This is a genomic window from Anaerocolumna sp. MB42-C2, assembly GCF_030913705.1.
Lineage (GTDB): Bacteria > Bacillota > Clostridia > Lachnospirales > Lachnospiraceae > Anaerocolumna.
The window spans coordinates 3,952,700-3,969,001 of the sequence record NZ_CP133190.1 but is presented as its reverse complement, the minus strand read 5'-3'; the positions used below and the strand labels follow the sequence as shown (position 1 = coordinate 3,969,001).

General features: G+C 37.9%; 11 protein-coding genes. All 11 read right to left on the bottom strand.

Annotated features, from left to right (window positions below; genetic code table 11):
• Position 1: 1 nt before the first annotated feature.
• Positions 2-1,318 carry an amidohydrolase gene (locus RBU59_RS17640; protein WP_308143819.1) on the bottom strand — a complete coding sequence of 439 codons (1,317 nt, stop codon included), beginning with the start codon at positions 1,316-1,318 and terminating at the stop codon, positions 2-4.
• A 253-nt stretch (positions 1,319-1,571) separates the two neighbouring features.
• Complete coding sequence (locus RBU59_RS17635; protein ID WP_308143818.1) at positions 1,572-2,066, bottom strand: VanZ family protein; 495 nt, start codon at positions 2,064-2,066, stop codon at positions 1,572-1,574.
• 313 nt (positions 2,067-2,379) lie between these two features.
• A complete protein-coding gene (locus RBU59_RS17630) occupies positions 2,380-4,056 on the bottom strand; it encodes a methyl-accepting chemotaxis protein (RefSeq protein ID WP_308143817.1) in 1,677 nt (558 codons plus the stop codon).
• Between the two features lie 168 nt (positions 4,057-4,224).
• Positions 4,225-5,280, bottom strand: a complete 1,056-nt coding sequence (locus tag RBU59_RS17625) for an acyltransferase family protein (RefSeq protein ID WP_308143816.1) — start codon at positions 5,278-5,280, stop codon at positions 4,225-4,227.
• A 361-nt stretch (positions 5,281-5,641) separates the two neighbouring features.
• On the bottom strand, positions 5,642-7,078 hold the full coding sequence (gene gtfA, locus RBU59_RS17620) for a sucrose phosphorylase (RefSeq protein ID WP_308143815.1): 1,437 nt from the start codon (positions 7,076-7,078) through the stop codon (positions 5,642-5,644).
• 23 nt (positions 7,079-7,101) lie between these two features.
• On the bottom strand, positions 7,102-8,079 hold the full coding sequence (locus tag RBU59_RS17615) for a LacI family DNA-binding transcriptional regulator (protein ID WP_308143814.1): 978 nt from the start codon (positions 8,077-8,079) through the stop codon (positions 7,102-7,104).
• Between the two features lie 245 nt (positions 8,080-8,324).
• Complete coding sequence (locus tag RBU59_RS17610) at positions 8,325-9,173, bottom strand: carbohydrate ABC transporter permease (protein WP_308143813.1); 849 nt, start codon at positions 9,171-9,173, stop codon at positions 8,325-8,327.
• Entirely contained in the window at positions 9,170-10,066 is an 897-nt protein-coding gene (locus RBU59_RS17605) for a carbohydrate ABC transporter permease (protein WP_308143812.1), read from the bottom strand. Before RBU59_RS17605 ends, RBU59_RS17610 begins: the two co-directional genes overlap by 4 nt.
• A gap of 100 nt (positions 10,067-10,166) precedes the next feature.
• Positions 10,167-11,696: an ABC transporter substrate-binding protein gene (locus RBU59_RS17600; protein ID WP_308143811.1), complete on the bottom strand. Its 1,530-nt coding sequence runs from the start codon at positions 11,694-11,696 to the stop codon at positions 10,167-10,169.
• A gap of 36 nt (positions 11,697-11,732) precedes the next feature.
• Positions 11,733-13,268 (bottom strand): serine hydrolase domain-containing protein, encoded by a 1,536-nt coding sequence (locus RBU59_RS17595; protein ID WP_308143810.1) that lies wholly within the window; start codon positions 13,266-13,268, stop codon positions 11,733-11,735.
• Between the two features lie 461 nt (positions 13,269-13,729).
• Positions 13,730-16,105, bottom strand: a complete 2,376-nt coding sequence (locus tag RBU59_RS17590) for a putative bifunctional diguanylate cyclase/phosphodiesterase (protein WP_308143809.1) — start codon at positions 16,103-16,105, stop codon at positions 13,730-13,732.
• Between the last annotated feature and the right edge of the window lie 197 nt (positions 16,106-16,302).

Here is a 16,302-nt window from a genome sequence, read left to right as displayed (position 1 = left end):
TCTATTCCTCCTCGACCTTAAGATACTGATTCATAAATTCGACATACTCATTTCTGTTCCCAAACCTTGGGGAATACGTATCTTTCATTCTCTTCCCAACTGCTGCGTTATCCTTTAGCAATCTGTAGGTGCTTAATGCGAAGATCTTAGCCGTAAGGATATAGGCTTCTTCTTCGTCTGTCACTTTAAAATCCACCTGGTGGAGGCCTCCGGTTATGCCCCCCGTATTAAAAGTAACCACCGGCATTAGGTGCTGAACATCACCAACGTCGGTGGAACCTCCTGAATGGGAATCCAGGGATACTAGCTTTACCTCCCTGTCTCCCGCTGCTTCTTTCATAATTTCAATCATTTCTTCCGGAGCTGCCTGGGGAAGCGAGGGTAGATAACCTGGTTTGGTTTCTATCCGGTATCCGGCTCCCATAGCCATGGCTCCGGCCTTAAACGACCGGTCTGTTTTTAAAGCGGCATCCGCAAAAGCTTCCAGGGTTCTGCCCCTTACCAGTGTTTCTAACACAACCTCATCCGGAACCACATTGACTAACTCCCCGCCTTTTGTCATAATGGGATGTACCCGTACACAATCTTCATCCCGAAATGTTTCCCTGTTAAAGGCCAGACCCTGTAAGCCCAGGGTTGCCGCCGACAAAGCATTAATTCCCTGTTCCGGACATCCTGCTGCGTGAGCCGCTTTGCCTTTTATCCGGATGACTTTGGATACAAACCCGTTGCCGCTTCCGCTTCCTGCCTGTATTCCATTCAGTGAGCTATGATGAGCCAGACACATATCCACATCATCAAAAGCTCCGATCCGAATCAGTTCACATTTTCCCCCGCCATATGCAATCTTACCGTCTTCCACCAGTGTATTCTTAAATTCCACTTCACCATATTCCTCTGCCGGTGTTGCAAAGAAAATTACCTGTCCGTCCAGCTTATCCGCTATTTCTGAGTCTGTTAAAGCCATAGCCGCGCCGATAACTCCCGCCAGCTGTGCATGATGACCGCAGCAGTGTGCTGCCTGTGTTACCGGATTAACAAAAGCATGTTTTGGAATTCTTAAAGCATCTAATTCCCCTAAAAGTGCTAACGAGAACTCTTTCTCTTTCGCTGTATTTAAGTATGCTTTTGCTCCTGTAATAGCCAGATTCTTCGTAAGCGGCAGGTTCAGACTTTCCATAAATTGTATAAACTTCTCTGATGTACGGAACTCCTTATATCCCAACTCCCCATTACAATAAATATCATTTGCAAAATCCAATATAACCTGCCTGTTGCTTTCAATAATCTCAACAATTCTAGTCTCTACCTGATCCATTCCTCTTGACCTCCTTATTAAAAATTTTGGATAAACTTCCGCTTATAATTTGTCGGTTTTTATTTCATACTATTCTAATATGATTACTTTGTTTTACATATATTACAATACATTATTCTGCCTGTCAATCCTTTTTTTAGATTCTTTCTTCCCTTTTTATTCTTTCTTTCAAAAAATAAAAAAATTGCCAATGGCTTATGACAAAATCCTGTCTGTTCCATTGACAATTATATTAATAAAACTTAATCCAAAACTAACTTGATGATCGCATTCTTATGCTGATACTATGACAGACACGTATAAGAACATAGAAAAAGATTATACCGGCAGACATTCCAAGACAGTCAATAAGTACATCCATAAATTGACCGGAGCGGCCTATAATAAACAACTGATGAATTTCATCCGTACCTGCATAGAAAAAACCAAATACCATACAACAGCTAATTAACCGGCGATTGTTTACTCGATATTTATACAAAGCAAAAGCCATAGAAAGTGCAAGTGCCGCATATTCTGTCAGATGCCCTAATTTCCGTATAAACAGATGAAGTACCTGTAGAGAAATTACTTCCTGGGCCGAATTAAAATCTAAAAATGGCACACTGACAAAAAAGTGGATGATCTTATCTGTTAGACCGGCACTCATTGCAGATGACTGTATGCCATTAGCAGCCGAAAAACTATATATTATAAATAAAATCAGTATGGTCGGAACCCATACCCAAACCCGTTTGATTTTTCTCATATAATACCCGGTTATCTTTCTTATCTCTTTCTTATCTCTTTATTATATTAATTGATAATATCTAATGTTATTCTATCCAGCTGTTTTTATTTTAAACATTATTATGATTTAAGTAAGTTACCGGCTTATCTTTTTGTGTGTTCATATCCACTATATGGCGGGGCTTATGACACTGGAATTCTATTGCACAATAAGAAGTCTGGTCTGTCATACTCTAGCGCTGACACACTGTCACTTTCCTTTGAAATAACAAAGTTCCGGTATTTGCTACGTTTAAACGCAAATTCCGGAACTTATCTGTTACCATAAGTACTTATAATTTAAATTGTCCGACCAGCTGCTCCAACTTATAGGAAACACTCTGTAATTCCTGGGCTGACTGGTTAACATCTTCCAGGCTTGTGGACTGTTCTTCCAACGACATTGATATTTCTTCCGTAGAGGCACTGGATTCCTGAATAATCGCTGTGATATTCTCGATTGCGTGTACCACTTCATCTTTGTCCTTGTTTATCTGGGATATATTTTCTATAAGCTGTCCAATATCAGTGATTACTCCTGATATGGAAGCATCAAGTACTCCAAACGCTTCACCGGATTCCAGGGAAACTTCGGTTGTTCTGCTGGCAGCCTTAGTACCTTGCTCCATATAATCCTGGGTTTTCAGGATTGCATCACCGACTTCTCCGATAATGGCTTCAATACCGGTTATGGAATTGGCTGTCTGTTCTGCCAATTTACCGATTTCTTCGGCTACAACAGTAAATCCTCTTCCATTTTCTCCTGCTCTGGCGCTTTCTATCATGGCATTCAGAGCAAGAAGATTTGTCTGTTTTGCTATACTCTTTATAACCGTTGTAATCTGGGCAATTGCTGCTAACTTACCGTTCAGTGAATCCACCTGTTCCTTGATCTGAAAAGTCACTTTTGCATTATCATTCACAGCAGTTTTTAACTCCTCAATACGGTCCGTACCGGTTCGATTAGCTTCTTTTGATTCCTTTATACTCTCTTTCATAAAATCGGCCTTTTGATATACCTTATTAATCTCACCGGCTAAGGTATTCAGTCTTTCGATACCCTCTTCGGAATTCACCGCCAGATTGGCAGAACCGGTATTGAGCTGCTCAGAAGCTTTGGATATTCCCTCTGCCGTACAGGAGGTTTCCTCAATAATACCGGCTAGATTATTGGAACTTTTTAAAACCAGATCGGCATTCTCTTTGATATCTAAAACCATACTTCTTAAGGTCTGCCGCATATTGTCCAGCGCAGTACTCATAGCGCCGATTTCATCTTTACTTTTAATTTCAAAACCAACCGTAAAATCTCCGTCTGCAAATGTTTTTAATTTCTCTGACATAATAACGATTGGTTTAATGATTCTTCTTGCTAATAAGGTGCCTAATACAATTGCCAGGATCATTATAATAAGTGATATTAAGAAAGTCTCAAGCAAGGCTTCCCTTATCTGTTTATACATACTATTAAGTGAGATACCAATATTTAAAGCACCTGAAATCTCTTTTCCGTTAGTAAAGTCAGTGGATATGTTATATACTTTTTCACCGGATGGAGTCTTAATCATTTGCCCCATGGTCGCTTGATTCGTAATGACTTCCGTAACATTTCCCGAGGAGGTTGCCGATGATACGGCATCTGCACTGCCGCTCTTTTCTGTTTTGGCTAACTCGCTGTTGTCAGAGACGATTACATTGGAACTGCCGTCGGAAAGGGACACATATACGATATTGCCATCGCTTCCTTCTTTGATCTCTTGAAAGATTTGCTGAAGCTGATTTAAGTCAGTAACATTATTTTTTACTATTTCCCTCTTCATATTAATAACCAGAGTTTTCCCGTCACCCTCCATCTGGGTAGTAACTGATCTTTGGATCATAAAATAAGATACGCACATAAATGAAACAGAGCATATAAAAGTGATTACTATTATAACCGCCAGTATTTTTCCTGTTAAGGATGTCTTCATTTGTATAATTCCCCCTATGAATTATTTAAAATTTTTTCAAAACATTATATCATTTATTAATTGGTAAGTAAACGCAATATTTATAGATATCGATAAATGTTAGGATATACTAGGATAAGAGCATCCAAAGTCCGGACTCCGGCTAAAACTAAGCGATCCGTTCTGTTTTTAGAGTTCTTGGAAACTCTCTTTACTCTTAATAGACACTTTTTGTCCGACCATAAATTTAAGCTTCGTATGTCTTATAACCAAATCCACAATAGTAAGTATGATACATATGATGATTAAGGAAGTGCCCATCTTAATATAATACCGTGTTTTCGAAAATCCCATAAATTGAAAGATATGTAACTCCTTATAAACTTTCTCAATGATTGGAATTAAAATGGTCTGGTGCCATGCATAATACACTAATGAATTCTTACCAATATATCTAATCGGTTTAATATCAACAGAATACGAAAAGATAATCACAAAGAAGATTCCCGCAAATGCTGCTAAGAAAGTTAATGGAGCAAATCCATATCTACTTTCAAACATCTCCAAACCACTACCGGAGATTCTTACAGTTTCTGCTCCACATACAAGATTTAAAACAAAAAACAAGATAGGATTAACGATTCTAAGTTTATTTTTAAAGAGAATCTCTTGCAGCTTCTGAATATTTTTAAGCAGATAACCAACATAAAAAAATGATATTCCGGTTAAACAAACATCTATATTCCAGGGTAACGGAATTCCTCCGACCTTATAGTATATTAACCCTGCAACCGTTAAAATAACGGTTATTAAACCCAGCTTAATATAATTATCCTTAACCAGTTTTACTAACAGATAAAATAAAACTTCCAGAAAAAACAAACAGGCTATAAACCATAACGTCCACATACGTTCCTGTATGATAAAACTTTTTATCACATTGATGTAATCACTTGTATTTCTCTGATAATTCGAATACATTTCCCAAAAGGTATAAAGGATCATAGGAATTCCCAATGTTATGTACGGAATAAGAATTGTCTGAATTTTCCTTAAAAGAAACTCTTTAAAATTATACTTACTGGCTGAAAAAACGCAGCCGGATAAGAAAAAAAATAAAGGCATATGAAACGTATAAAATTCATTTCTTAAAAATGAATCTCCCAAGTGACCAATTATAACAAATAAGATACCATAACCTTTCGCCATGTCAATCCATGTGATTCTCGCCTGCTCCTTTGACATAAAAACCTCCGTCATCTTTTCTTATGTATTTAAACATACTCGAAACTATTATACTATACCGGATAAGATTTATATAATTCGTTCCTGTTACTTATATGGCAAATTTTACTCTAGATCATTCGTTTCGTCAATGTGGATTTAGTTAATATTATTGCAAATAAATAGATTGCGGTGTTTTGTTTTATCTACATTTAACATATAAGCTTAACTGATATTCAGTTTTCATTCGATTAAGAACCTCCGATTTGTCAAACTCTGCAGCTGATACTTAAACTCTATAAGACAAAAAAACATCGCTGCTATCATATATTCATGATACAGCGATGTTTTTATGTATGTCCTTACATAATTATATATAATCTTATATTAACTCCCGGTGTCCATCCACGAGAATCTTATATTCTTTCGTCTTAAAATCAGCAAGAAGCTCGGCAGTACATCCGTCAAATTCCCTTACAATATGCAGTTTATGATCCGCACATTCTCTCATGGAAAAACTTCCATCAAATGCCTTGCAGGAATTGCGGAATTCCATGAGTTTAAGTAATTTAGCTACAACCGGACGTTTCACTTCTTCTGCAATCTCTTCTTCCGTATAATAATGCCGGTTAATATTTCTCCCGACCTTGGTTTCTTCTAAAAGTTTCAGGTCATTCTTACCTGCAAGCAATCCTACATAATACACCTGAGGGATCCCCGGTGCAAAAAACTGTACGGCTCTGGCAAGCAGATATGCCTCATCATCATCTCCCAGTGCCGAATAATAGGTACAATTCACCTGATATATGTCCAGATTGTTATATGCCGCCGTATTATATACTTTCTTCACATTGGCACCGAATTTAAATATATCTTCTTTAGTCCTGCTGATTTCATCATCCGGAAGTAAATCCTTAACATCTACCACCCCGATGCCATCATGGGTATCCAGGGTTGTAAACTGCTTTCTTGGGCATATTTCCAACCAGTTTTTTAAGTACTCTGTTTTGCCGTAATAGAGTGCATGAATCAACAGCATAGGCAATGCAAAATCGTAAACATAATAATCTTTTTCTGCAATTTTTAACTGCATGGTATAATGTTCATGTATTTCCGGTAAGATCTCTACTTCATACGGTTGTAAATTCTTAGTTGTTTCGTTCAGAAGTTCCCATACATCCGGTTCCACAAAGAAACAGCTGGTTCCCGCCTTTTTGGTGGCATAGGCAAATGCATCCAGTCGGATGATGGCGACACCGTGTTCGCACATACCAACCAGATTAGACCGGATAAAATTCTTAGCTGCTTCCGACTTTACATTAATATCAATCTGTTCTTCATCAAAGGTACACCATACCTTTTCCGTTGTACCATCTGCGAAGAAAGCATCGACATAAGGGGCACGGGGTTTTCTCTTATAAATCGCATCCACCTGTTCCTCCGTAGGTTCTCCGCCTTCCCAAAAATCTTTATACCGGATAAATAGATCTTTATATGGGGACAGTTCCTTATTGGCCAGAAAATCCTTATAATAACTGCTCTGAGCAGAAATATGATTAATCATATAATCAAACATAAGGTAATATTCTTCTGCTAATCTTTTAACGTCACTCCAGTCACCGAAAGCTGTATCCACTTTTGTATAATCAATTGGTGCAAATCCGCGGTCACCGGAAGAAGGGAAAAAGGGAAGTATGTGTAATCCTCCGATAGCTTTCTTAAAATAAGCAGAAAGTATCCTTTCTAAATCTTTTAAGTTTTTTCCCATAGAATCGGAGTATGTGATCAGCATAATTTTATTATCTAATTTTTTCTTCATCGATACCATCCTTGTATTGTTTTCTATGTTGTTTCGCGTTTTACCAAGGTTACCGGAAGAGTAGTTCTGCTTGGTACAATCTGATTATTATTCGATGATGCAATCAGGGATATGGCCATATATGCCATTTCTCTGATGGGCTGTTTTATCGTAGTAATGCTCGGAGTTGTAAGGGAAGCAATATTGACATCATCAAAACCTATCAGTTTCAACTGCTTTGGAATATCAATTCCCCGTCTTTTACAAACCTGAATGACCTGGGCCGCGATTACATCACTGCTTGCAAATATACCGTCAGTCTGCGGATGGTCAAGTAATACCTGCTCAATATATTCTCTATAATCAAGTGTTGCATATAATTTGGAGTCTGTTTTAATTTCTGTATTCTGAATCCCCTTTTTTTTGCATACTTCTGCGAATCCCTCTGCACGCTGATCTGCAGGCATACTCATATCCTTAAGACCACTCATATAAATAACATTTCTGCACCCGCATTCGGCAAGATGTGCCGCTGCTATTCTTCCACCCTGTTTATTATCGCATTCCACTGTCGCAGTTCCATGTTCCAGATTACGTTCAATGGTAATCAAAGGTACATTGATTTCCTCAAATTCCTCTGTCCCTACGGTTCCGGAACAGAGAATAATACCTGCTACACGGTTACTTTTACACATCTCAAGATACTCTGTTTCTTTTTCATTCTTATCCCTGGAATTAAACAACAGCAGTTTGTAATGATATTCGTATGCTGCCGCTTCAAGATTACTGATTAATTTGGAGAAATAAGGATGATCCAGATGCGGAACAATCACTCCCAATGTGTTGGTCGTTCGTTTTGACAAGGACCGCGCCAGTTCATTCGGCTGGTAATTCAGTTTTTTCATTGCCGCATAGACTTTATTACGGGTCTCTTCACTGATATATCCCCTGTTATTAAGTACTCTGGAAACGGTACTAACCGTCAGTTCTGTTTCTCTTGCTACGTCCTTTAAAGTTGCCATTTTTTCCTCCCCAATTTATCACAGCATAGAATCGATGATTTATTTTTCTGATACAATATCGGAATTTCATCCAGATGGTATCGTTTATCTGGTTTTAAGATACCTCTTAATTATACCATATATCACATCGATTTCATAGATTCGTCAATCCACAATGATGGGATTTTACTTTGCAAAAATCCCTGGCAACTTCAGTTTTACGTACCTAATTTTATATAAATTATATTCGAATCATATTTCCCCTTTTACATCTTAATTGCACCGTCCGTTACACCGGCAACAATATATTTCTGGAGTACGATATAGAGAAGAATAATCGGTATAATTGTTATAAATACCGCTGGAAATATTAATTCCCACGGATTACCGTACTGACCGGAAGTTAACTTGGCAAAATATAATTCCAACGTTAAGGTTTTAAAACCTTCCTTGTTACCGACTACAAGGAAAGGCAATAAATAGTCGTTCCAGATCCACATACCGTTTAAGACTATGACTGTAACCGTTGTCCCTTTTAATAAAGGGAATTCAACTTTAAAAAACATTTGAAATAAATTTGCCCCGTCTATAAACGCCGCTTCCTCCAAAGAGGCCGGTACACTTTTGATAAATCCGTGATATAGAAAAACTGACATACTCAGCCCGAACCCACCATACATTAAAACCAGCCCGCCGACGTTTTTCAGTCCCAGCTTCTCAAAGATATCCAAAAGAGGATACATTAAAGACTGGAATGGTATGAGCATAGCAGCGGTGCAGCACATAAACATAATATTGGAGACAACCGATTTACTTCTAACCATAGCCCATGCCGAGAAAGACGACACCAGCACCAGCAAAGCAATGGAGCAGAAAGTGATCATAAAGGTAACACCCAATGCACCGATAAAGTTAATTTTATCTATGGCATTTGCTATATACTCAAAACTCCACTCTTTCGGAAGCGCAATCGGTGATGCCACAATCTCATTATTGGATTTAAAGGAGTTAAACATCAAAAATACTAAAGGTGCAACTGTGCTGATCGCCATGATAATCAATACAAGATGTAACACCGTCTGCAGTAATTTATGGCGCCCATTCATGGATATCATAATTCCACCTCCCTTTTCTTAGTAACAGCTACCTGTGTCAGGGAAACAACCGCAATTAATACAAAAAAGATAACCGCCTGCGCCTGTGCAAGACCGTAATCCGGTGGATTGGTATCTTTGGTTGTTCTTAAAATCTGTGTAGCCAGAAGTCTTGTACTGAAGTTACCATCGGTCAAGGCTACGTTTTGGTCCAGCAGCATAAAACATCTGGATAAGGTCAGGAAAAATACAATAGTAAAAGACGGCATCAGCATTGGTATGGTTATATTTTTAAACCTCTGCACCACTCCGGCTCCGTCTATGGAGGCCGCTTCCGAAAGATCTTTCGGTATATTATTAAGCCCCGTAGTATAAATTAACATCATATAACCTGCCATCTGCCAGGTAACTAAAATAACCAGCGCAAACATTGCTTTCCATTTATTCTGCAGCATGTTGCAAAAGAATGGAAGGCTTATTAAACCTTTTTCACTGAAAATAATCTCAGAAAATACAATTTCAAAAATGAACTGCCATATATATCCAAGTGCCAGCCCGCCAAGGAGATTCGGCAGGAAATAGATTGTCCGGTATACACCTGCACCTTTATGAAGAGCTGTGGATAAAAGCGCCATTAACAAAGATACAATATTAATGGATATAACCGCAACAAGCGTAAAGGCTATGGTATAAGTAAAAGCATTGATAAATTTTTGCGATTTAAATACATTGGCATAGTTTTTAAAACCCACAAAAGCATCCCAAAAATGTTCTCCACCCACAAAATAGGTTCCCCTCCAACCGCAGAAGGAGTAAATAACACCTACTGTAAATGGCAGTAAAATAACCAATATAAATAAAATTGCTGCCGGCAGTACAAGAGGTACTAAACGTTTTTTATAATATTTATCCATACACCTGCTCCTTTATAAATATATTACCTTTTTTATAAAGGGTGTGTATTGAACATACGCACCCTCTTATCATGCATTTAGTTTTAAACTTACAATTATGTTATTGCAAACCGGCTGCTTCTTCCCAGCTGTTAATGATAAAGTCTGCAATATCAGAATATGCGGTATCCGGCCATTTTTCAGTATTTACATAGTTTTCAAGCATTTGAAGACCAAATACATTGGTTGCCCATCCGGAGGGAAGTCCTGCATAAGCATCTGTAATTGTCTGTCCTTCTTTAACATAAGACAGAATGTCATCGCCAAGGCTGTAACCCGCACTTGTTACTTCCGGATCCGCATTGTATGGTATGAATGCCATATCTTCCACTACGAACTTAAGTCCTTCTTCGGTTGTATTCAACCAGGCTAAGAATGCTTCTGCCGCAGCTTTTTCTTTGTCTGTTGCTTTTGCATTAATACAATAGTACATCGGTACAAATACCGGAATCGAGCTGTTTAAGTGGTCAACGGTCAGACCGTCTGCTTTGATATCCTCCTGTGTAACATCCAGTTTAATCGGTAAAAATGTTAAAGTGCTTCCAATCTCCGGATTTGCTTTGGTAATATTGGTGTAACACCAGTTACCCTGTTTGATAAAAACTGCTTCTCCATTTGCAAAGGTTGCTACGGCTGCATCATATCCATTGGTAGATGCATTGATTAATTCAGGTCCTCTGGCTGTAGCCGCATGTGATGTCTTAAGATCCAGTAATTTAGCATAAGCCTCCCATGCTCCTCTGCCTGCTTCGATCTGGTCCTTTGTTGCATTTGCAACATCAAGGGAATTTTTAAATACCGCATCAATTGCTATATTAATAAGGTGATCGCCATAAGTCCATTTTTCAGCACCTGCAACAGAGAATACGCCTTTTAGTTTCGCTGCTTTTTCTGATTTGTCGGCAAGCAGTGTAAAAGTTTTTCCGCTTAAGGTAATATCAGCTGCAGTACCGTTTTTGATATAATCATCAATTGCTAATACCATAGCTTCAAATTCAGCATAAGTTGCTGTCTTATAAGACGCGATAAAATCTTCTACTTTATCTTCACCAAAAAGGGCCGCCAGCATGTTTTTATCTGCGATATAACCATAACCTTCGATGTTATACGGAATACCGTAATTCGTGGAACCATCTCTTGTTAAATAGAAATTCTGCGGAACATCACCAGCCATCTTCTTAAAGTTCTCATCAGTTGCCTGGGTAAGATCCATGGCAAATCCACCCTCTACCCACTCAACTAAATTTTGTGCGTTTTGCACGGTAAAGATCGTAGGCATATGATCAGAGTTCATCTCTGCTCTTAAAAGTTCCGTACTATCTGTTCCTGATCCTAAAGAAAATACTTTAGCTTTTGTGCCGGTAGCTGCCTTATAAGCATCTGCTGCTTTCTGAAGAGCATCTGCAGATTCACCTTTCCCATTAAAAATATAGAAATCATAATCTTCGCTGCCTGCGTTTGATGCTGCCTGTGTATTACCATCCCCCGATGCCTGTGTACCGGATGACGAACCTTTTCCGCCGCCACATGCTGTTAAAGAAGTTATTAGTAAACCGGTTACTAATACTGCTGCAAATCTTTTTAATTTCATTTTCATTCCTCCTTAAATTTGTTTCGTTACTGTATATTAAGCCATTGTTTTGGCCGAAGCCCATTCCGGATCGTTTGCTTTTAACGTACCTCCTGGAATTGTGGTGCAAAAAGGCATGGTAGTAGTTTTAATTGAAATCTGATCGTCCCCCTTAAAGTGAAACTCCAAGGTTTTTTCAAAACAGGTTTCTGGCCATCTTGCCGTAATCGAAAAAATCTGTTCACTTATAAAACACCCGCTCATTAGTACCTTATCCACTACACTACCCTTTACGGATAATTTATTAAAAAAGCGGCTTCCATCCACTGCAATGCTTAGTATATGGTCTGCCCCATCCTGCTTAAACCGCAGCATAACACCTGTTCTATCAAAGTAAAATTCAAACTCTTTTATTCCGTCTGAAAATTCACCGCCTACTATTTCCTGCATCATATTTATTTCCCATGCCGGCTTTCCCTCTGATATGATGTATCGTAAACCGTTGAATTTCTCAAATTCTTTTCGGTAAGGCGAATAATCCGGATTTTTGATGGAAAGATGAGACATTCGGTAAGAAAGCTTATCTTCTGCTGACTTATCTTCCGGTAACTGCTTTATATCCGGGTCAATCTTATTCAAAAATTCCCATATATAATCCAGAGTCATCTGTATTCCCTCCGCACCGAATGCGGTTTCATTTACAGCAATAATCATGTCTTGCCTTGGGCAACAGATGGCAAACTGTCCCATGGCACCGTCAGCACGGTAGACTCCTTCCGGCTTGCACATCCAGATCTGAAAACCATATCCCAGAAAATTGTCTGTCGCGGGAGGATTTACCAAAGCTTCTGTAGCAGATGCATTTTGAAAGGAGGTTGCTTTTATCACATAATCCTCGGACAGGATTCTTTCTCCCTCCCATACCCCTCCGTCCATATACAGTTTCATCAGGCGCAGATTATCTTCCGTAGTGGCAAATAACCCTCCCCCGCCGACTTCCATTCCATCGGGCAGATAAAACCAGCGTAAGTTATCCGCATCTATGCCGATTTTATCCAACAGTCTGGGCTTTAGATAATCCTGTAACCCAAGTCCGGTTAACTTTCGTACAATAGCTCCAAGCAGACTGGAACCCATACTGTTATACATAAATGTTGTTCCCGGTGTATGCTTCACCGGTATATGCAGAAAATCCCGGATCCAGTTTTTCGTGGCTTTCGGCATCTCTTCCATACCGCAGCCCATACAGAGCACATCTCTTACTTTTAAATTCTCCAGATTACCCTCTGGTTGTTTTGGTGCTTCCTCTGTAAATATATCAATGATTTTGGTATCCAGTGAGAGGAGGCCTTCCGTACAGGCAATGCCCACCGCTGTTGCCGCATAGGTCTTCGTCAATGACTGCAATCCATGTCTAAGACCCGGAGAATAAGGATTCCACCAGCCTTCCGTACATACTTTCCCGTATCTCATAATCATAATGCCATGCATTTCGGTATGGTCACTTTCAAGTCTGGATATCAATTCCTCTATATGCCTGCTGGAAATTCCTACGGATTCGGGTGATACTCTTTCGAATTCTTTTCTTATCATAAAACACCCTCCTAAAATAGCAGATTGATGTATCTACCTGGTTATGTATTTCGTTTGTAAATTATTATTGTAAATTGCTGCTTGCTATTGCTTTTTGTTATTGTTATTGTTTCTTAATACTAACACTGAATAATATATATGTCAACCGCTTGTTATATATTTTGTTCTTTTTCCGCTAAATAAATTTTATTTTATTATGCATACTGCATGTTATTTCTTTATATATTCTTATTTATATCGTTATTTTTATATCAATCGGTACTATATTCATAAATTTTATATAATTTTCAGACATCATCGTAAATATTATATATCAATCGTTTGACACATAAATATAAATAAAAATTACCGTACCATGTAGCAATATAATTCTGAACTGCTTGTACGGTAATTTTTAATTTTATAATTTATGTACTATTTACCATGTTCTAAAGTATCAGTTGTTGCAAGCTTCTATGAATTTAACAGGCCGTTTTAGTATTAGAAGTTTTGAGAAAAAGTTCTTCAAACTGACCCGAGGGGACAGGTCTGCCAAGGAAATATCCTTGAATCTCATCACAGCCCAATGCAGCAAGAATATCAAATTGTTCCTGAGACTCCACTCCCTCCGCTATTGTTTTTATTCCAAGGGATTTTGCTAACATAATAACTGCTTTAACGATCTGAAGATCATAATGGTCTGTGGATATGGTGTCAATTAACGGTTTTGCTATTTTGATCCGCTCAAACGGGAAAAACTTCAGGTAGCTAAGCGAAGAATATCCGGTGCCAAAATCATCTATGGAGATGGAGATCCCAAGACTATGGAAGATGGACTCGATCTGTTCAATCCGTTCTTCCCCCTCGATTGCTAAACTCTCCGTTATTTCGATATCAATAGCTTCTGAGGGTACCGAACTCTCTTCCATGACTTTCTTAAGGTTTGGCACAAAGGTTTTATGATCCAATTGCTTCGGTGAAACATTAATCCCCATTTTTAACCTGGAGTCATAGGTCCGATTCCATAAACCGATTTGTTTCACCGCCTTCTCCATAACCCACTCACCAATGGAACTGATTATGTTTAACTCTTCCGCAACAGGTATAAACTCGGATGGCGTAACCCATCCCAGTTCCTTATTATTCCACCGCAAGAGAGCTTCGGCACCTATTAATTTTTTATCCGTAATTCGAAACTGAGGCTGATAATAAACCTGAAGTTCCTCCTCATACTGTAATCTTTTTAAATGATATTCTATATCACTTTTGCGGCTTAACTTCTCGATATATTTTAAATCGAAGGAGACACAACGGTTCTTGCCTAACAACTTCGCCTGATACATAGCAATATCTGCATTTCTCATAAGAGTACTTCTGTCCTTAGCATCGGAAGGATAAATGGAGATACCAATACTTACGGTTAAATGAAATACATATTGTTCCACTTCTAATTCTTTACTGCATTTATTTATTATATCATTGGATATACGTTCCATATTGGCATAACCATATCTGCCATGGAAACACATAACAAACTCATCCCCGCCTAATCTGGCCAAAAATGAATGTTCCCCTGAGAAAGATTGTAAACGTTTTGCAATCTCAATTAGAACTTTATCTCCTATGTGATGGCCGTACATATCATTAATAGTTTTAAACCGGTCTATATCGATAAAAATAATGGCAAGAGTTTCCCTCTCACCTATGGTCTTAAGTTTCTCTTCCAGTGACTCCAGGAAATAACGTCTATTATAAAGCGCAGTAACCGTATCCTGTTTCGACAAGAAATTAAGCTCTTCATTTTTATCTTCTAATTGTTTGTTTTTTTCAATAATCTCTTTTGTTCTCTCCTCTATTTTTTCCTCCAGAATCTGATTCATTTTCTTCTCTTTAATAAGAAGTTGCTCATTATCAATATATAACTTAACGTAATTTCCTAATATATGATGAATTATGATAATTGTAAGGAAGAAAAGTAAGTCCCGGATGATAAAACCCTCATAGGCGAAAGCCAACACCGGGCAGACCAGTAACAACAGATGTTTCCTGGTAAAACCAACGTTATAAACCAGTTCTAATCCTGTACTTTTCGTATCTGAATTCCTGTATTTAAACTCAAGAAAAGCACCTGCACTGATTCCTGCAAAACTCCCCAGGTAAATAATGTCAATCATGGAATTCGGGTTATACGTATGACTAAAATAAATGTGGTAATATTGCAGATCAATAAGGCAAAACATTAAGCTTGTGCAGGCTATTACCTTTAAGTGCACCGGTATCTTCCCCTTTCGCACCGATATGTACCATATACTTATACTGACGATCATAATAATATCTATGTTTATATTTACAAAATTAATGATACGATCATTGGATAAAATCTGATATAGATTCAAATCCTTATGAAAATAAATAATCCAAAATAAAAAAATTAGAGAGAGAGCAATGGAGCAGGAATCCAGTAAGAGCTGGAGGCTGTTCCATTTTTTCATGAGATGATATCCATATAAAACTACGGCAGCACAGATAAAAATATTAGGTAAGGTATAAAGGCAGGTAAGAAGAATACTTTTCTCCGGAGTAAAAAACGGCATATAATAATAAAATGCCCACAACATATCTGCCATAGCCCAGGATATGCAGGCATGTCCGAATAATAACCATATGAATTTATAAGAATCCCTTCTCTTTCTTCTGATGTCCTGATAATTTCTTATAATTACAACAAAAGAAAGGAAACCCACAAAGGGAGATAATATATTGGCCCAATTATCAAACCTTAAGATGGCGGAAATCACATATAGAAAATAAAGAATAAAAGTAATTATTATATAAGTCTTAAGTTTTTTTATCATCATCTTATGAGATTCCTTTCTTATAGCAAAATTGACTAAAAAACAAGGAAATAATTACTTGTGTTTACATTATTTAACGATGATTATTACTTACATTATATAACAAATTATGAGATTATACAAGAAAATGTACTAAGATTTTCGAAAATTACGCAGAATATTGGTATAATTATACAATTATTGCAAGAATTTTATACATA